Origin of the sequence: Nocardia sp. NPDC056100 (genome assembly GCF_042266325.1) — a bacterium.
GTDB lineage: Bacteria > Actinomycetota > Actinomycetes > Mycobacteriales > Mycobacteriaceae > Nocardia.
This window is the reverse complement of sequence record NZ_JBHJVY010000003.1, coordinates 1,768,681-1,785,325: the sequence shown is the minus strand read 5'-3', so window position 1 is coordinate 1,785,325 and position 16,645 is coordinate 1,768,681. Positions and strand designations below refer to the sequence as shown.

17 protein-coding genes are annotated in these 16,645 nt (G+C 67.9%); 9 read left to right on the top strand and 8 right to left on the bottom strand.

The genetic code is table 11. The features are described 5' to 3' along the window. Positions 1 to 172: 172 nt before the first annotated feature. Positions 173 to 1,576 carry an NAD(P)H-quinone dehydrogenase gene (locus ACFC0O_RS29920; protein ID WP_364646174.1) on the bottom strand — a complete coding sequence of 468 codons (1,404 nt, stop codon included), beginning with the start codon at positions 1,574 to 1,576 and terminating at the stop codon, positions 173 to 175. Positions 1,577 to 1,802: 226 nt separating this feature from the next. On the opposite strand from ACFC0O_RS29920, the gene ACFC0O_RS29915 reads away from it, so the two are divergent. Then, the gene (locus ACFC0O_RS29915) at positions 1,803 to 2,282 is read left to right on the top strand and encodes a gamma-glutamylcyclotransferase (RefSeq protein WP_364646172.1); all 480 of its coding nucleotides are present in this window, start codon (positions 1,803 to 1,805) and stop codon (positions 2,280 to 2,282) included. A 207-nt stretch (positions 2,283 to 2,489) separates the two neighbouring features. On the opposite strand, the gene ACFC0O_RS29910 is transcribed toward ACFC0O_RS29915, so the two are convergent. The 3 genes from ACFC0O_RS29910 to ACFC0O_RS29900 form a co-directional block, all read right to left on the bottom strand. Next, on the bottom strand, positions 2,490 to 3,650 hold the full coding sequence (locus ACFC0O_RS29910; protein WP_364646527.1) for a M20 family metallopeptidase: 1,161 nt from the start codon (positions 3,648 to 3,650) through the stop codon (positions 2,490 to 2,492). Between the two features lie 191 nt (positions 3,651 to 3,841). Beyond that, complete coding sequence (locus tag ACFC0O_RS29905) at positions 3,842 to 5,062, bottom strand: M20 family metallopeptidase (RefSeq protein WP_364646168.1); 1,221 nt, start codon at positions 5,060 to 5,062, stop codon at positions 3,842 to 3,844. Positions 5,063 to 5,281: 219 nt separating this feature from the next. Then, complete coding sequence (locus ACFC0O_RS29900) at positions 5,282 to 5,989, bottom strand: enoyl-CoA hydratase/isomerase family protein (protein ID WP_375963484.1); 708 nt, start codon at positions 5,987 to 5,989, stop codon at positions 5,282 to 5,284. Positions 5,990 to 6,150: 161 nt separating this feature from the next. Between ACFC0O_RS29900 and ACFC0O_RS29895 the strand changes: the two genes are divergently transcribed. From ACFC0O_RS29895 to ACFC0O_RS29885, 3 genes are all read left to right on the top strand, one after another. Further along, positions 6,151 to 6,930, top strand: a complete 780-nt coding sequence (locus tag ACFC0O_RS29895) for a purine-nucleoside phosphorylase (RefSeq protein WP_375963481.1) — start codon at positions 6,151 to 6,153, stop codon at positions 6,928 to 6,930. An 84-nt stretch (positions 6,931 to 7,014) separates the two neighbouring features. Further along, entirely contained in the window at positions 7,015 to 8,700 is a 1,686-nt protein-coding gene (locus ACFC0O_RS29890) for a phospho-sugar mutase (protein WP_375963478.1), read from the top strand. Positions 8,701 to 9,039: 339 nt separating this feature from the next. Next, positions 9,040 to 9,393 carry a hypothetical protein gene (locus ACFC0O_RS29885; RefSeq protein ID WP_364646158.1) on the top strand — a complete coding sequence of 118 codons (354 nt, stop codon included), beginning with the start codon at positions 9,040 to 9,042 and terminating at the stop codon, positions 9,391 to 9,393. A gap of 43 nt (positions 9,394 to 9,436) precedes the next feature. On the opposite strand, the gene upp is transcribed toward ACFC0O_RS29885, so the two are convergent. Further along, a complete protein-coding gene (upp, locus tag ACFC0O_RS29880) occupies positions 9,437 to 10,060 on the bottom strand; it encodes a uracil phosphoribosyltransferase (RefSeq protein WP_375963476.1) in 624 nt (207 codons plus the stop codon). A 138-nt stretch (positions 10,061 to 10,198) separates the two neighbouring features. Here upp and ACFC0O_RS29875 point away from each other — a divergent pair, with 138 nt between their 5' ends. The 5 genes from ACFC0O_RS29875 to ACFC0O_RS29855 are packed head-to-tail and all read left to right on the top strand — an operon-like array spanning position 10,199 to position 13,673. After that, entirely contained in the window at positions 10,199 to 10,522 is a 324-nt protein-coding gene (locus tag ACFC0O_RS29875) for a type VII secretion target (protein WP_375963473.1), read from the top strand. Between the two features lie 52 nt (positions 10,523 to 10,574). Next, positions 10,575 to 11,744, top strand: a complete 1,170-nt coding sequence (locus tag ACFC0O_RS29870) for an NlpC/P60 family protein (RefSeq protein ID WP_375963471.1) — start codon at positions 10,575 to 10,577, stop codon at positions 11,742 to 11,744. Next, entirely contained in the window at positions 11,741 to 12,076 is a 336-nt protein-coding gene (locus ACFC0O_RS29865) for a hypothetical protein (protein WP_364646147.1), read from the top strand. The genes ACFC0O_RS29870 and ACFC0O_RS29865 overlap by 4 nt, the downstream gene beginning before the upstream one ends. Beyond that, positions 12,073 to 12,414 (top strand): YbaB/EbfC family DNA-binding protein, encoded by a 342-nt coding sequence (locus ACFC0O_RS29860; protein ID WP_375963467.1) that lies wholly within the window; start codon positions 12,073 to 12,075, stop codon positions 12,412 to 12,414. Before ACFC0O_RS29865 ends, ACFC0O_RS29860 begins: the two co-directional genes overlap by 4 nt. Positions 12,415 to 12,428: 14 nt before the next feature. Continuing rightward, a complete protein-coding gene (locus ACFC0O_RS29855; protein WP_364646141.1) occupies positions 12,429 to 13,673 on the top strand; it encodes a primosomal protein in 1,245 nt (414 codons plus the stop codon). 59 nt (positions 13,674 to 13,732) lie between these two features. Here ACFC0O_RS29855 and ACFC0O_RS29850 read toward each other — a convergent pair whose 3' ends face one another. The 3 genes from ACFC0O_RS29850 to ACFC0O_RS29840 all read right to left on the bottom strand — a co-directional run bounded on the left by ACFC0O_RS29850 (position 13,733) and on the right by ACFC0O_RS29840 (position 16,621). Then, positions 13,733 to 14,824 (bottom strand): adenosine deaminase, encoded by a 1,092-nt coding sequence (locus tag ACFC0O_RS29850; protein ID WP_375963465.1) that lies wholly within the window; start codon positions 14,822 to 14,824, stop codon positions 13,733 to 13,735. Between the two features lie 176 nt (positions 14,825 to 15,000). Continuing rightward, positions 15,001 to 15,264, bottom strand: a complete 264-nt coding sequence (locus ACFC0O_RS29845) for an excalibur calcium-binding domain-containing protein (protein WP_375963463.1) — start codon at positions 15,262 to 15,264, stop codon at positions 15,001 to 15,003. A 64-nt stretch (positions 15,265 to 15,328) separates the two neighbouring features. Next, positions 15,329 to 16,621: a thymidine phosphorylase gene (locus tag ACFC0O_RS29840; RefSeq protein ID WP_375963461.1), complete on the bottom strand. Its 1,293-nt coding sequence runs from the start codon at positions 16,619 to 16,621 to the stop codon at positions 15,329 to 15,331. Positions 16,622 to 16,645: the final 24 nt, after the last annotated feature.

The following is a 16,645-nucleotide window of genomic DNA, read 5'->3' as shown; positions in this document are numbered from 1 at the left end:
CGCCGCGATCGAGCAAGCGGGGCGAGTACGAGCTGCACAGCGGCCGCCTCGGAAAGGGTTGACCCCCCGGCGTTCTCGCGACCGCCCTGCCGATCGCTTCCCGTCGCGAAGTGAATCACACCAGCGTATTCCAGGCAAGGCGGCGAGTGTCATTACACCGGAAGTTAACCCGTCAGTCCAGGTCGTCGTGCCGCATCAGCTGACGCGCGGCCTCGGTGACCGAACCGGTCAGCGACGGGTACACCGAGAACGTCTGCGCGAGATCGTTCACCGTCAGATTGTTCTGCACCGCAAGGGCGATAGGCAGAATCAGCTCCGAGGCGATCGGCGCGACCACGACACCGCCGATCACCACGCCGGTGGCGGGACGGCAGAAGATCTTCACGAAACCCCGTCGCAGGCCCGACATCTTGGCCCGCGGATTGGTGTTCAACGGCAGCATGACCGTGCGCGCGGGCACCTCGCCATTGTCGATCGCGGTCTGGCTGACACCGACGGTCGCGATCTCCGGACGCGTGAACACCGCCGAGGCAACGGTTTTCAGGCGAATCGGCTGCACACCCTCACCCAGTGCGTGATACATGGCGATTCGGCCCTGCATGGCCGCCACAGAGGCCAAAGGCAGCAGTCCGGTGCAGTCGCCCGCCGCGTAGACACCGGTGGCGGTGGTGCGCGAGACCCGGTCGACGCGAAGGTAACCGCCCTTGTCGAGTTCGATGCCCAGCCGGGCCAGACCCAGGTTCTGGGTATTGGGGATGGAGCCGACCGTCATGAGCGCGTGCGAACCGGTCACGGTGCGACCGTCGGACAGCTTCACCACGATGCCGTCGGCGGTGCGCTCCACCGCATCGGCGCGGGCGTGCTTGACCAGTTCCACACCGCGTTCGGCGAGCGCGTCCTCCAGCACCAGCGCGGCGTCGGCGTCCTCACCGGGCAGTACGCGGTCGCGGCTGGAGACCAGCTTCACCTTCACACCCATCTCGGTGTACGCCGAGACGAATTCCGCACCGGTGACACCGGAACCGACCACCACCAGGGTTTCGGGCAGCTCCTTCAAGTCATAGAGCTGACGCCAGTTCAGGATTCGCTCACCGTCGGGCTCCGCGCCCTCGAGCACGCGCGGGCTCGCACCGGTGGCGATGAGCACCACCTCGGCCTCGATCACCTGCTGCTGACCATCGGCGAGGGTCGCCTTCACCAGGTGCGTGGCCAGACCGGGGGCCTGATCGATGAGTTCGCCGTAACCGGACAGCACCGTCACCCCGGCGGTCTGCAACTTCACCTTGATATCGGCGGACTGCGCCTGCGCGAGGGCCTTCACACGCGAGTTCACCTCGGCCAGGCGCACCTGCGCCTGCGAGGGATGCACGGTGATACCGAGATCGCGGGCGCGGCGCAGATCGGTGCGCACGCCGGTGGAGGCGATGAAGGTCTTGGAGGGCACGCAGTCCCAGAGCACGCAGGCGCCGCCGATCCCGTCGCTGTCGATCAGCGTGACGGGCGCGCCGTGCTGTGCGGCCACCAGCGCCGCTTCGTATCCGGCGGGTCCGCCTCCGATGATCGCAATGCGGGTCATTGTTTCCCTCGCTTCTGGTGGGCAACCGGGATCTCCGGCGCCGCACTAAAACCCTAACGGGCGGTATCCCCACAGCTCCGACCGCGTCTGAAGACAGCTTCGTCACAATTGGCGAGTGCCGTAAATGAGATAAGGGCTGCTCCGGGGTGACCGGTCGGGTTGCACACGAACCGCTGAGGATCGGGATCAGGGGCGGTTGCTCGGGATTGTTCGATACGCTCTAACGGTGCCGATTTACGCCGCCTACGGATCCAACATGGATCCCGAGCAGATGCTCAAGCGCTGTCCGCACTCCCCCGTGTACGGAACCGGCTGGCTGGAGGGTTGGCGCCTGACCTTCGCCGGGGACGACATCGGCTGGGAGGGACCGCTCGCGACCGTGGTCGAGGAGCCCGGATCCCGGGTTTTCGTCGTCCTCTACGACGTCCCGGGTGAGGACGAAGCGAGCCTGGACCGCTGGGAGGGCTCGGACTTCGGCATTCACAAGAAGATCCGCCTCCGCGTCACCCTGAACCAGGGCGCCGCCACCCAGCCCGTCCTGGCCTGGCTCTACGTGCTGGACGCCTACGAGGGTGGCCTACCCTCGGCCCGCTACATCGGCGTCATCGCCGAAGGGGCCGAAAAAGCCGGCGCCCCAAGCGAATACGTGCACGCCCTACGCACCCGCAACAGCAAGAACGTAGGCCCGGGCACCTTCGGCCTCTGAGCCGCCGCCCCACCCGACCATTCCCGGAGGGCCCGCACATCATGTGCGGGCCCTCCGCCATGTCATCCCCGCCATGCGCGCCCCGGCCGGGCCCCCCCGCGTCCCCCCGGCTTGCTTGCGCCGGGGATGAGGACCCCGCCCGACATCCCCCCCGGGCCCCCCCCCCCCGGGGCGGCCCGACGCTTGGGTTTTGGCGGTAACCGCCGGTCAGTAGCCGTTCAGGACGATATTCGTCATGACTCGGACACCGACCTCGAGCGCGCGCTCGTCGATATCGAAGGTGGGCTGGTGCAGGTCGAGCTGTTCGCCCTGACCGGACCACACGCCCAGACGCGCCATCGCGCCCGGAACCTCTTCCAGGTACCAGGAGAAGTCCTCACCGCCGCCGGACTGCTGGGTATCGGCCAGCGCGTCCGGACCGACCTCGCGGATGGCGTCCTCGAACATGCGCACGGCCAGTTCGTCATTCACGACCGGCGGCACGCCGCGCTTGTAGTTGAGTTGCCAGCGCACGCCGGTCGGCGCGAGCAAACCCTCGACGATCTCGCGCACCATGGGCTCGAGCAGCGACCAGGTGGCGTGATCGCCGGTGCGGACGGTGCCGGTGAGCATGCCGGTCTGCGGAATCGCGTTGGGCGCCTTGCCCGCCGACACCGCACCCCACACCATGACGGTGCTGGTGCGCGGATCGATGCGACGGCTCAGCAGTCCGGGCAGACCGGTGATGACGGTGCCGATGGCGTACACCAGATCGCTGGTGAGATGCGGACGCGAGGTGTGCCCGCCGGGCGAGTCCAGCACCAGTTCGACGGTGTCCGCGGCGGAGGTGATGGCCCCCACCCGAATTCCGACGCGGCCGACCTCCAGGCGCGGATCGCAGTGCAGCGCGAACATGCGCGACACGTCCTCCATGGCGCCCGCGGCGACCATATCGATGGCGCCGCCGGGCATGACCTCCTCGGCGGGCTGGAACACCAGCCGCACACCGACCGGCAGGTCCGGAACCTCGGCGAGCGCGAGCGCGGTGCCGAGCAGGATCGTGGTGTGCGCGTCATGCCCGCAGGCGTGCGACACACCGGGAACCGTGGAGGCGAACGGCAGGCCCGTGTACTCCTGCAGTGGCAGGGCGTCCATATCCGCGCGCAATCCGATGCGCGGGGTGTCCGGGCCGATATCGCAGATCAGTCCGGTGCCGCCGGGTAGTTTGCGCGGTTCCAGACCGGCCTTCACCAGCCAGGATTCGATGAATTCGGTGGTGCCGAACTCGGTACGGGAGAGCTCCGGATTGGCGTGGATGTGCCGTCGCCAGGACACCAGGTCGTCGGCGTGCTCGGCGAGCCACGCGTCCACCACGTCCCGGCCGCGCATGATGTCGTCCGGTAATCCAGCCATATCCATGTCAACACCCACCGTGCCCATTTCCAAGCCCATATCGACCCCCACCGAGCCGCCTGCCGCGATGCTCGCAGCCTGCGTCGCACGCGTAGCAGCCGAATGCCGCGTGGCGCGCGCAGTGTCGAACGCTGCGCTGGCGTGGCCCGTGGACCGGCCGGTTGTGCTCACCGAATGTCCTCCTGTCGAAGAAACTGCCGTTGCATGACTCGTTCCGACAACCTGTCCCTATGAAATTTGTCGCCTGCGAGTTGTATCGCGGTGCGGGCCAAAGCCGTTGCCCCGTCGATCACAGCTCGGTCGGCGGAGGCGTTCACCGCGGCAGCAGCGAACGCGGGCTGATGCGTCACCGCGCCTCCCGCATCGATCCCGATGACCGGGTGGATGCCGGGGATGACATTGGTGATGTTGCCCATATCCGTGCTGCCCAGTGGGCGTGCGGCCTCGAGTTCCGGGGCTATCGGCTCGCGTCCGAGATCGCGGATCTGCTCGCGATAGGCACACAGTAGTGCGCTGTCGGGAGTCAGCTCGGTATATGTCGGCGCGAGCTTCCGGATTTCATGGGTACATCCGGTTGCCAGGGCGCCTGCCTCGAAACAGGCCGATGCGCGTTGCATCAGATCATCGAGGGTCGCGGAGTCGACTGCGCGTAGGTAATACAGCAGTTCCGCGTGTCCGGGCACGATATTCGGGGCCACACCGCCCGAGCCGACTATACCGTGCAGCTGTTGCCCGGGGAGGAGATGTTGGCGGAGCAAACCCAGGGCAACTTGGGCGACGGTGACCGCGTCCAGGGCGTTTCGCCCGTATTGCGGCGCGGCGCTGGCATGCGATTCCCGGCCCAGGTAGGTCACCGACAAATCCGCGAGTGCCAGCGAATGCGCACCGGAGATATCGTCCGGGCCCGGATGCACCATGAGCGCCATGGCGATTCCGTCGAAAGCGCCGCGCTCGAGCATGAGGACTTTGCCGCCGCCGCTCTCCTCGGCCGGAGTGCCGAGCAGTTTCACGGTGATGCCGCAGGCGTCCGCGACCGCGGCCAGACCCAGCGCCGCGCCGACCGCGGACGCGGCAATGATGTTGTGGCCGCAGGCATGTCCGATTTCCGGGAGCGCGTCGTACTCCGCGCAGATACCGACCACCAGGTCGCCATGGCCGTAGGTCGCGGAAAAGGCCGTCGGCAGATCGGCGATACCGGACTCGATATGAAAACCGCGCTCGCGCAACGGCTCGATCGTCTTGGCGACGCTGCGAAATTCCTCGAAAGCCAACTCGGGCTCGGCGTGAATCGAATGCGACAGCGCCAGCAACTCTTCCCGCGCGTTCGCTATGGCCGAGTCGGCGGTGGCGAACAGCGACGGATCCCCGGGTGCCACGGACGCGTTCATCGACGCAGCATGCCATGACGGCAGGGGCGAACCGTACCGACTTATCGGGGGGAATGAATTCCGGTCATCGCCGTTGCGCGATGGTGGCATAAACCACAGTCTTACACTCTTCCGCCGGTCCGCAACCTCCGGACCAGCGGACAGCGTGCCGCCGATAAAAACCGACCGCCCCGCTTATCCGGTCTGGTAGGCGGGGCGGTCGCACATTCTCGATACGGCTCAGCTCGGGCTGAAGCCCAGGTTCTCCGGGGTGGTCTCGACGGCCAGGCCCGCCAGGATGTGCTGGTGCAGGGCGCGCTTGATGACCGGCAGGTTCGGCTTGCGATTGCCCTTGAGGGCGTCGGCCTGGGCGACCGCACCTGCCAGCAATGCCTCGGCGGCCAGTTTGCCGTCCACGATGCCCGCGGCGATGGCGTCATCCGCGCCGTAGCGGCGACCGGTGGTCATGGCCTCGACGGCGACCTGATTGGTGAGGCGGCCGGTGACGAGCGCGTTCATCGCGACCGTGAACGGCATGCCCAGGTGCACCTCGGGCAGGCACCAGAAACCGCGATCCGCGCGCATCAGGCGGAAATCGCAGGAGGTGGCGAGCATGGCGCCGGCGCCGAAGGCGTGACCGTTCACCGCGGCGATGGTCGGCATCTGGAAGGCCAGCAGGCGGGTGTACAGCGAATGCACGCGATCCAGATACCAGCAGTTCTGATCGAAATTGCCGAACAGCCAATCGGTGTCGAGGCCGTTGCTGAAGAACTTGCCGTTCGAGGTGACCACCAGCGCGGCCGGGCCCTCGGACGCCTCGACCTCGTCGAGCAGGGCGTGCACCTCGGTGATCCAGTCCGGGTGGAAGCGGTTCTCGCTGTCGATGTTCTGTCCCTCGGCTCCGAGGTACAGCACGAACACGTCCCCGTCACGCTTCAAATACGGCATGGGTGCAGATTAGCGGGGGCGCGCGCGGGCTCCTACTGACGGGTAGCAAGTGTCGTTCGCATGCCGCGCGAAGCCCGGCGGGCTCGGCGAAATCGGGGCGAATACGGCAGGTGGGCGGCGTGACCGAGCGTCGGTGATCGCCTGGGACTAGGGTGGCAGACATGCTAGCCGAGCAGGCCGCTCAGGCCATTGCGGAACGAACGGGTATCGAGCGTCACCGGGTCGCGGTGATTCTCGGATCGGGCTGGCAGGAAGCCGCCCTCGAAATCGGTGAACCGGCGAGCACCATCCCCATGGGTGAGGTGCCGGGATTCGGATCACCCACCGCGCAGGGTCATCAGGGGACCATTCACTCGGTCCTGGTGAACGATTCGCCGGTGCTGCTGCTCATGGGCCGCCAGCATCTCTACGAGGGCCACGAGCCCGCGCAGGTGGTGCACAACGTCCGCACCGCGCTGGCGGCGGGCGCGGAGACCGTGCTGCTCACCAATGCCGCCGGTGGCATCCGCGACGATCTGCACGTCGGGGAACCGGTGCTGATCAGCGATCACCTCAACCTCACCCTGCGCACCCCCATCGCCGGGGCCAAATTCGTCGATCTCGTCGATGCCTGGGATCCCGAATTGCGCGCCCTCGCAAGGGAAGTCGACCCCAGCCTGACCGAGGGCGTGTACGCGGGCTTGACCGGTCCGCAGTACGAGACCCCGGCCGAGATTCGCTGGCTGCGCACCATCGGCGCGGATCTGGTCGGCATGTCCACCGTGCTGGAGGCCATCGCCGCCCGCGAGGGCGGGGCCAAGGTGCTGGGCATCTCCCTGGTCACCAATCTGGCCGCGGGCGTCACCGGAGCGCACCTCTCGCACGCCGAGGTGCTCGCCGAAGGCCATGCCGCCGCGCCGCGACTGGGCAAACTGCTGCGCGGGGTACTGGAACGCCTGTAACCGGGTAACCGGACGCCTGTAAGCGAGCGAATGGCCCGGTGATATCCGCCGGGCCGAGCGCCGGAACGATATCGGGAGGCGCACATGCTGCGATTCGGTACCGCTGGACTACGCGGCCCACTGCAAGACGGACCCGACGGCATGAACGCCGACACCGTGGCGCGGGCCACCGCGGGCATCGCCGACTGGCTCCGAAACCGCTGCCTCGGTGGCGGATTGGTGATCGTCGGCCGCGACGCCCGGCACGGCTCCGCCGAATTCGCGCTCGTCACGGCCGAAGTCTTCGCGGCCGCCGGATTCACGGTGCTCGAACTCCCCCGCCCACTCCCCACCCCCGTGGTCGCCTACGCCGTGCGCGCCCTGAAAGCCGTCGCGGGCGTACAGATCACCGCCTCGCACAACCCGGCCACCGATAACGGCTACAAGCTCTACCTCGACGGCGGCTCCCAGCTCGTCCCGCCCGCCGACGCCGAAATCGAAGCCCGCATAGACGCGGTCACGGGCGCCATCCCCCGCAAGGACGCCGCAGCCACCGCCCCGAACCCCTCGATCCTCGGCCTCCCCGCCGCCGCCACGATCACCGATATGGGCGAGGAGATCGTCCGCCGCTACCTCGCCCGCGTTGCCGATTTGCCGGAGTCGATAGGCGGTCCGCGCGAATCGCCTCACCCCATCCCGGCCGTCGATGACGCGGCCGATACGACCGGCGCGACGGATACGACCGGCGCGAACGATACGACTGGCGCGACGGATAGGAGCGCGGGTGTTGCTGCGGCTTCCGAGCGAGTCCCGGTGCCGCGCGCGGATATTCGCATCGCGCTGACCGCCATGCACGGGGTCGGTGGTGAGCTCGCGACAGCGGCGCTGCGCGCGGCCGGGTTCGGTGAGGTGTTCGTCGTAGCAGAGCAATTCGCGCCCGACCCCGACTTCCCCACCGTGTCGTTCCCGAACCCGGAGGAGCCGGGGGCCTCGGATCGGTTGCTGGACTTGGCCGAACGACTCGACGTGGATATCGCCATCGCGCTGGACCCGGACGCCGATCGCTGTGCGGTGGGCGTGCGCGGTGCGAACGGCTGGCGCATGCTGCGCGGCGATGAGACCGGCGTCCTGCTCGGCGATTTCGTATTGCGCACCGCCGCACCGGATTCCCTGGTGGCCACCACGATCGTATCCTCGCGCCTGCTGAGCAAGCTGGCCCCGGCGCGGGGAGCCCGCTATGCCGAAACCCTCACCGGCTTCAAATGGCTGGCGCGCGCGGGCGACGGCCTGGTCTACGCCTACGAGGAAGCCATCGGCCACTGCGTCGACCCGTCGACCGTCCGGGACAAGGACGGCATCTCGGCGGCGGTCCTGGCCGCGGACCTGGTCGCCCAGCTGAAAGCCCAGGGCCGCACCGTCGATGACGCCCTCGACGACCTCGCGATCGAATTCGGCGTCCACGCGGGCGACCAGATCTCACTGCGTCTCGCCGACGCCGCCGAAGCCGCCAAGGTGGTGGAACGCCTGCGCGAAACACCCCCCGCCGAAATCGCGGGCGAAAAGGTGACCTGCGTCGACATGTCCCAGCTCCGCGGCCGAATGCGCACCGACGCACTCGTTTTCGAGGGTGATTCGCTCCGCGTGGTGATCCGCCCCTCCGGCACCGAACCGAAACTCAAGTGCTACGCCGAAGTGGTCCACCCGGTCCCCACACCGGAGGACCTCCCCACCGCCAAAGCCGCCGCCGCACAGCAACTCTCCGAGATCCGCGCCTTCTGCGAGAAGCTGTGAGCGCAAGTCTCCCCGAAAAAGCACCTCGCCTGAGCCGAGATCCGCACTGCACGCACTGCGGCAGTGCGGATCTGGAACCGGGGTTCATCGACGAGAACGCCACTGTCGGCTACACGCGGTGGACCGAAGGTGAATTGACGTTGGGCACGCTCGGGAATGCGAAACGAAAAGGGCGGGAAAGGTTCGCGATCCACGCGTTTCGCTGTACCGGCTGTGGACATCTGGAGCTGTTCGCGCACCGGTGATTTCCAGAGCCGGTGGGGTTCGGGGGTTTTCAGGTCGCGGGTTCGGCGCTAGCGTGGGGTGTGATTGTTAGCCTTACGAAAGGATTGTTTGCGCATGCGTAATTCCCTGTGGCTCACCGGATTCGGGATCGCGGCGGTGGCGGCGATCGGCAGTTCGGGGGTGGCCTCGGCCGCGGCGTCCGTCATCGAACAGGATGGGCCGTACGCGGTGAACACCGATATTTCGGCGGGGTACTACACGACGCACAATGCCGCGCCGGACTGCCAGTGGGCGCGGCTCGGGGTGGACGGGGTCATCATCGAACGCGGTGATGGCGGGAACGGCACTGTGACGGTGCGTGTTCCGGCCACCGACACCACATTCGCCACCTCGCACTGCGGGACCTGGCAGATCGAGGGCGGTTCGCGTCAGCCCACCGGACCCGGAACCGGATCGCTCGGATTCTGAGTTCGACGGGCGGGACGCTCGATTCGGTGCGGCCGAATCGCGTTCAGCGGGGGCCGAATTGGCGGTCCCCCGCATCGCCCAGGCCGGGGACGATATAGGCGTCGGAGTTGAGACCGCGGTCGATCGACGCGGTGACCAGACGGATCGGGTGACCCGACTTCTCCAGGGCGGCAATGCCTTCGGGAGCGGCGACGACGCAGATGACGGTGATGTCGCGGGCATTGCGGGTGGCGAGCAGGTCCAGGGTGAAGACCATGGAGCCGCCAGTGGCGAGCATGGGATCGAGCACGATGACCGGTGTGGTGGATAAGTCCTCGGGCAGCGATTCCATGTACGGGGTGGGCTGGTGGGTCTCCTCGTCGCGGGCGACGCCGACGAAACCGATGCGGGCGTCGGGGATGAGGTTCTCGGCGGTTTCGACCATGCCCAGCCCGGCGCGCAGAACCGGGACGAGCAGGGGCGGGGCGGCCAGGCAGGTGCCCTCGGCGGCGGCGACCGGGGTCGCGATGGGGAAGCGGGTGACGGGGGCGTCGCGCATGGCCTCGTAGACCAGCAGACCCGTCAGGTCGCGCAGTGCCGCTCGGAAGGTGGGGTTGGTGGTGCGCGCATCGCGCATGGTGGTCAGCAATGCGGCAGCGAGCGGGTGGTCCACGATGTCAGTGCGCATAGGAAAACGATAGGTCAGTGCGGCGATTCGAGGATACGGCCGCCCGATTTCGGTCCTCGGCGGAACCGAATTCGCCCCTGCCCCGTCCAATCTCATGCAGGACGTAATCAGCCAGCGACCGGCACGATGGGGGCATCCATGCACCGGATCACGATCGATCCAGCAGGTCTCACCGAGTACGCGACGACGGCCGCCGCCATGGCCGCGACCCTCGCCGGCGCGACCCTGCGCGCCACCGCCGCCGACCCCCTCCTACTCGCCCCCGCACTCGGTCCCATCGGGGCGGATTTCCTCACCACGTATCGCGCCGCGCACGCCACGCACCTGACCGCCCTGGCGGATCTCACCACCGTCCTGGCGAGCCTCGGCGCGGCGACCATCGGCGCGGAGTCCGCGTACTCGACGACCGACACCGCCTACGCGACAGCGCTGCGCGCGAACAGCCGAGAGGTGGACGCATGATCGCCGATGCCTCCGGGCGGGCAGCCTGCACGGTCCGAACAGGGCCGAGGTCATGAGCCCCGGGCCGGACGTATCGGGTCTGGCGCAGCCGATCGTGGAGTTGCTGGCCGGTTTCGGATCCGGTGAAGCAACTTCCGCGGGCGCGGCACTGCGCGACGCCTCGGGGACCGCGGACGAGACCCATGCGACGGGGCGCACCGCGATCAACACGATGTACCCGAGCTGGAACGGCCGCGGCGGTGACGCGGCGATGGACAAGGCGCTCCAGGTGCAGACGGGTGTCGCGACCGTCTCCGATCGCGGCGAGCAGATGGCGACCGTACTGGATCGGGCAGAGACGGAGGTGGCGTCGGGTCGGCGCGAGGTCGCGGAGATTCTGCGGTCGTTCCTCGCGAAGGTCGACGCGGTATCGGCGGCCGGATTCAGTCCCGCGGCGCCGGCCCTGCTCGTCGGCGCGGCCATCGATCATGTCGGGCAGGCGCTTCGCGTGGTGGAGCGGGTGCGGGCCGAACTCGAGGCCGATGACGCCGCCATGCGCGAATTGGTCACGCCGCCAAAGACTCCGGCCCCGGCGGTGATCGCGCCCGAGAAGACCGATGCGCCGCAGGTTTCTCCCGCCGCGACGGTCGTGCCCGCGAGCACGGAGTCGGCGGTCGGCGGCGGGCAGATCGGGTCGGCGGTGCTGTCCTCGGGCGGGAAGACAGTCGAGTCCGGGGCGTCGATGCTCAGCGGTCTGTCCACAACCGCCGCGTCCGTGGGTGATTCACCGCCGACCAGCTCGAATCGCACCCGGCACCCCACCCCCGATATCCGGCCCACCGGGACCGGGGTGAAGCTCACCCTCCCCGACGGCAGTACCGTGGAGGCCCCGAACCAGCAGGCCGCCGATGCGGTGCGCAATGCGCTGAGCGCGGTCGGGACGCCCTACGTATGGGGCGGCACCACGCCCGGTTCGGGTCTGGATTGCAGTGGTTTGACGCAGTGGGCGTACGCGCAAGCCGGGGTTCCGCTGCCGCGTCTGGCGCAGGAACAGGGTTACGGCCACACCCAGATCGGTCCAGGGGACTTGATGCCCGGCGATCTGGCGGTATGGGACGGACATGTGGCGATGGTGATCGGCAACGGTCAATTGGTGGAGGCGGGTGATCCGGTGCAGACGGGTCCGATTCGAACGGAGAACAGCGGAATGAATTTCCTCGGCTTCTACAGGCCCACCGCATGAGCGAGATTCCGAAGGTCACCGTGGCGGCCAGCGCCAATCGGGCGGGCACCGTCACCGTGCACGCCACCGATCAGGGCCTGCCGGTGGAGATCCGCTTCGAGCGGAGTGAATACCGTTACGGCGCACAGGCTCTGGCGGACGAGATCCTGCGCCTGACCAAGCGCTCGGCCATCGCCGCCAAATCCCGCCGCCGCGAACTGCTCGCCGAGGCCGGACTCCCGGCCGAGACATTGGACCGGCTCGGCCTGCCCACCCGGCAGGCCGCCGTCGACGCGCTGGACCGGCTCGACGATGCCGATACCGGCCCCGCGAACTGGCTGCGGAACTCATGAGCGCCGAGATGGACGCGCTGGTCAACGGCGTCACCAACCAGCTCGAAGCGCTCGAATCCGCACTCGCCGGATTGCACGGCGTCCGCGCCGCATTCACCAGCGAGGACCGTTCGGTCACCGCCGAAGTGGACGGTGACGGCGCGCTGACGGGCCTCTGGCTGGCCGAATCGGTGACCTCCCGGCCACCCGCCGAGGTGTCCCGATTGGTGCTGTGGGCGAGCCGCCGGGCCGCCGCGCTCGCGACCGAGCAACGCGCCGAAATCCTCGCCGGACTGAACCGGTCTCTCGCCCCGGGAAATGTTGGGGGCGACCCGGATAGTGCCAAGAGCGACCACTAGATAGGCTTCCGGTCATGGCTTCTGGAGACATCGTCCCGATCGCGCTCGGCCTGACCAAAGGCGATCTCGTCACCCTGTGGGCACCGCGCTGGCGAGACGGCGACGATGAGTGGCAGGCATTCCTCGGCCACGAGGAGGATCTCTACGGTTTCGACTCCGTAGCGGAGCTGGCCGCGTTCATCCGGACCAATGCCGAGAACGATCTCGTCGACCATCCCGCGTGGAAGATCATCGCCGGTCTGTCGGCCGCCGAATTGGAGCCGGAGGAGCAGTACGTCTTCGATCTGGTCGGCGTGCCCGAACTGGCCGCCGACGATCCGGATCCGGAGATCCTGTCCGAGCTCGAGGAGACCCTCGAGATGGTCCGCAATATCGGTGACGTCTGCGAACTCGACGTGGTCAACAAGTTCTTCGGTTCGCATCCGGTGCTGGGCGCGCTCGCCACCGGCGTGGGCACCTTCGCCGGTAAGGAAGGCGAGGAGCTGTGGGATTCCATCGGCTCGGCCATCAACAAGGACTGGGACGCGGTGCTGGACGCCATCGACTCGGTGGTGGAGATCCCGGACGTGGACGCGGACGCGGTGGCCGTCGCGGAGGCGGAACTGCTTGCGGCGGAAGAGAACATCGTCGACGCCGAGGACGCCGCCGATACCGATGAGGATATCGAGCCGGTCGATCTGGACGAAGAGGATGAGGACGAGGACGAGGAGCTCTCGTTCTGGCATGAGGTCGGCATCGACCCGGTCAAGATCGTCACCTCCGAGGGCACCTGGTTCACGCTGCGCTGCTATGTGGACGATGAGCCGATCTTCCTCGGCAAGGACGGGTCCATCACGGTGTTCGGTTCCGAGCGCGCGCTGGCCCGCTATCTCGCCGACGATCATGAGCACGATCTGGTGCGGGTGAGCACCTACGGCGATATCCAGACCGCGGCGGTGGACGGCGGCCTCGAGGTCGAGGTCGACGAGGAGAACGTCTACGTACTGCCCGGCCTGGCCGACGATCTGGCCGAGGGCCCGCAGGCGGTGGATACCGATCAGCTCGATCTCGCGGTCGAATTGTTCACCGACGCAGCCGATTACGCCGATGAGAACAATGTCGAGACCGCGCTCGCGGTGTCCTCGCCGCTCGGCTGGTACGTGTCCTATCTGCTGAACCCGGACCCGAGCCGGATGGCCCCGAACCCGCCGTTCAAGGCCGAGGCCGATGCCTGGCGCGCGCTCGAGGAAGCCTTCGAGAACCGCCTCAGCAAGGCGTAGCGCACCGAAACACAGTTGCGGACAGGCCCTTCCGGATTCGGAAGGGCCTGTCCGCTTTTTCAGCCCAGCAGTACGGCGTAGCCCGGCTTGATGACCTCGTCGATGATGCGCAGCCGCTCGGGGAACGGGATGAACGCGGACTTCATGGCGTTGATGGTGAACCGCTCCAGATCGCTCCAGCCGTAGCCGAAGGTCTGCACCAGCTTGTGCATCTCCTCGCTCATGCTGGTGTCGCTCATCAACCGGTTGTCGGTGTTGACGGTGACCCGGAAGCGCAGGCGCGCAAGCAGATCGAACGGATGCTTGTCGAGCGAGGGCACCGCGCCGGTCTGCACATTCGACGACGGGCACAGTTCGAGCGGAATTCGCATGTCCCGCACGTAATTCGCGACCAGCCCGAGTTTCGGGCCTTCGGGTGAATCGGTGATGTCATCGGTGATTCGCACGCCGTGCCCGAGCCGATCGCAACCGCAAAAGGCAAGCGCCTCATGGATACTCGGCAACCCGAACGCCTCACCCGCGTGAATGGTGAAGTGCGCGCTATTGGCTCGCATGTATTCGAACGCGTCCAGGTGCCGGGTGGGAGGGTACCCGGCTTCCGCGCCCGCGATATCGAAGCCGCCGACGCCGCGATCGCGCCAGCGCACGGTCAGTTCGGCGATCTCGCGGGAGCGCGCGGCATGGCGCATGGCGGTGAGCAGACAGACCACCCGAATCGGTGTTCCGGCGGCCGCGGCCAAAGCCTCGCCTTCGCGGAAGCCCTCGATGGTGTACTGCACCACCTCGTCGAGGGTGAGCCCGTTCTCCAGGTGCTGTTCGGGCGCGAATCGCGATTCGGCGTACACGACCCCGTCCGCGGCGAGGTCCACGGCGCATTCGCGGGCGACGCGGCGCAGACCCTCGGGCGTCTGCATGACGGCGACGGTGTGCGCGAAGGTTTCCAGATAGCGTTCCAGCGAGCCGCTGTCGGCGGCGTCGCGGAACCAATTGCCGAGCGTTTCGGCGTCACCAGCCGGTAGCTGGTCGTATCCGCAGTCGCGGGCGAGCTCGAGCACGGTCGCGGGACGCAGCCCGCCGTCGAGGTGATCGTGCAGGACCGCCTTCGGCGCCTGGCGGATGGAAGCGAGGGTGAGGGGCGTCGGTCCAGTCATGTAGAAACGGTAGCCGCATTCCCGTTCTGCGGCATGGTAGTTCGCCTGTGTGCACCCTCTCGTAGGCGTGTCGTTGCCCACCCGTTGCTAGGTGCGGTGGCGATCTTCACCCGGGAGCCACGCGCGAATGTCCGCGCCGCCCCGCGTGATTGCGCGACGGCGAGCGGCGGGGCGGATCAGTACCCGCAGGCGACGCCGTTCCCGTCCGGATCGAGCTGACGCGTATACCCGGGTTGTCCGGCCAGCAGCGGGGCCTTGCCCTGTGCCCGCACCTGTTCGCAGTTGACGTAGTACGGGTACGGCGCGGCCTGCGAGGAGGGCGGCGGGGTGTTGTTGATCCGAGGTTCGGCGGAGGCGACCGCGGGCAGCACCGCGGTGCAGGCGATCGCACCCAGACAAGCCATCGAAACGCGTAATCGGAAATCGCTTCTATGCTTCACGATCCCAGGCTAGGCCGATCTTCCGGCACCCGCCGCGTTCCAGGTCAAGCGCCCACTACCGATCTCACGACGCGGTGATGCGGCCCAGCACGAGGGGGCCGAAGGGTTCGTCGGTCTCGCCGATGTCGTAGGAGTCGCGCAGGGTCTCCAGGGCGACGGGGATCGCCTCCGGGGTATCGGTGTGCAGGGTGAGCAGGGGTGCGCCCGCGGTGACGGAATCACCCTCTTTGGCGTGCATTTCGATGCCCGCGCCGGGCTGGACCGCGTCACCCTGGCGCGCCCGGCCCGCGCCGAGTTGCCAGGCGGCGATGCCGACGTCGAGGGCGTCGAGCCGAATCAGGGTGCCGGACACCGGGGCTCGCAGGATTTCGGTGTGCTTCGCGGTGGGCAGGGGTGCGTCCGGATCGCCGCCCTGGGCCGCGATCATGGCGCGCCAGTGATCCATGGCGCGACCGTCCGCGAGCGCGTCGGCCGGATCGATGCCGTCGATTCCGGCCTGCGCCAGCATTTCCCGGGCCAGCACGAGCGTGAGTTCGACCACGTCGGCGGGACCGCCACCGGCCAGCACCTCGAGGGATTCGGCCACTTCCAGGGCGTTTCCGGCGGTCCGCCCGAGCGGGGTGTCCATGGCGGTGAGCAATGCCACCGTGCGCACGCCCGCGTCGGTGCCGAGTTCGACCATGGCGGTGGCCAATTCGCGCGCCTGATCGAGCTCCTTCAGGAATGCCCCGCGCCCGACCTTCACATCGAGTACCAGCGCGCCGGTACCCTCGGCGATCTTCTTGCTCATGATGGAGCTGGCGATCAGCGGAATGGATTCGACGGTCCCGGTGACATCGCGCAGCGCGTAGAGCCGCTTATCGGCCGGAGCGAGATCCGCGCCCGCCGCGCAGACCACCGCGCCGATGGCCGGATCGGCCAGGATCTCCCGCATTCGCTCGGCCGAGATATCGGCCTGCCAGCCGGGAATGGCCTCGAGCTTGTCCAAAGTGCCGCCGGTGTGGCCCAATCCACGCCCGGAGAGCTGCGGGACGGCCGCACCGCAGGCCGCGACCAGCGGCGACAGCGGCAGCGTGATCTTGTCCCCCACCCCGCCGGTGGAGTGCTTGTCCACGGTGGGCCGCGTCAGATCGCTGAAGTCCAGGCGTTTTCCGGAGTCGATCATGGCGGCGGTCCAGCGCGCGGTCTCGCGGCGGTTCATACCGCGCCACACGATCGCCATGGCCAGCGCGGACATCTGTTCGTCCGCGATCTCGCCGCGGGTGAACGCGTCCACCACCCAATCGATTTGCGCGTCGCCGAGTTCGCCGCCGTCGCGCTTGGTCCGGATCACCGCTACCGCCGAGTGCACACTCATGGCGTCAAATCTTCCATGGCGATC

What these genes read in the sequence shown, in the direction of transcription:
- ACFC0O_RS29920 (WP_364646174.1), bottom strand. Translation starts at nt 1,576, where the DNA reads ATGACCCGCATTGCGATCATCGGAGGCGGACCCGCCGGATACGAAGCG.
- ACFC0O_RS29910 (WP_364646527.1), bottom strand. Translation starts at nt 3,650, where the DNA reads ATGCGCGGCCGGGACGTGGTGGACGCGTGGCTCGCCGAGCACGCCGAC.
- ACFC0O_RS29905 (WP_364646168.1), bottom strand. Translation starts at nt 5,062, where the DNA reads ATGAACGCGTCCGTGGCACCCGGGGATCCGTCGCTGTTCGCCACCGCC.
- ACFC0O_RS29900 (WP_375963484.1), bottom strand. Translation starts at nt 5,989, where the DNA reads ATGCCGTATTTGAAGCGTGACGGGGACGTGTTCGTGCTGTACCTCGGA.
- ACFC0O_RS29895 (WP_375963481.1), top strand. Translation starts at nt 6,151, where the DNA reads ATGCTAGCCGAGCAGGCCGCTCAGGCCATTGCGGAACGAACGGGTATC.
- ACFC0O_RS29890 (WP_375963478.1), top strand. Translation starts at nt 7,015, where the DNA reads ATGCTGCGATTCGGTACCGCTGGACTACGCGGCCCACTGCAAGACGGA.
- ACFC0O_RS29885 (WP_364646158.1), top strand. Translation starts at nt 9,040, where the DNA reads ATGCGTAATTCCCTGTGGCTCACCGGATTCGGGATCGCGGCGGTGGCG.
- upp (WP_375963476.1), bottom strand. Translation starts at nt 10,060, where the DNA reads ATGCGCACTGACATCGTGGACCACCCGCTCGCTGCCGCATTGCTGACC.
- ACFC0O_RS29875 (WP_375963473.1), top strand. Translation starts at nt 10,199, where the DNA reads ATGCACCGGATCACGATCGATCCAGCAGGTCTCACCGAGTACGCGACG.
- ACFC0O_RS29870 (WP_375963471.1), top strand. Translation starts at nt 10,575, where the DNA reads ATGAGCCCCGGGCCGGACGTATCGGGTCTGGCGCAGCCGATCGTGGAG.
- ACFC0O_RS29865 (WP_364646147.1), top strand. Translation starts at nt 11,741, where the DNA reads ATGAGCGAGATTCCGAAGGTCACCGTGGCGGCCAGCGCCAATCGGGCG.
- ACFC0O_RS29860 (WP_375963467.1), top strand. Translation starts at nt 12,073, where the DNA reads ATGAGCGCCGAGATGGACGCGCTGGTCAACGGCGTCACCAACCAGCTC.
- ACFC0O_RS29855 (WP_364646141.1), top strand. Translation starts at nt 12,429, where the DNA reads ATGGCTTCTGGAGACATCGTCCCGATCGCGCTCGGCCTGACCAAAGGC.
- ACFC0O_RS29850 (WP_375963465.1), bottom strand. Translation starts at nt 14,824, where the DNA reads ATGACTGGACCGACGCCCCTCACCCTCGCTTCCATCCGCCAGGCGCCG.
- ACFC0O_RS29840 (WP_375963461.1), bottom strand. Translation starts at nt 16,621, where the DNA reads ATGAGTGTGCACTCGGCGGTAGCGGTGATCCGGACCAAGCGCGACGGC.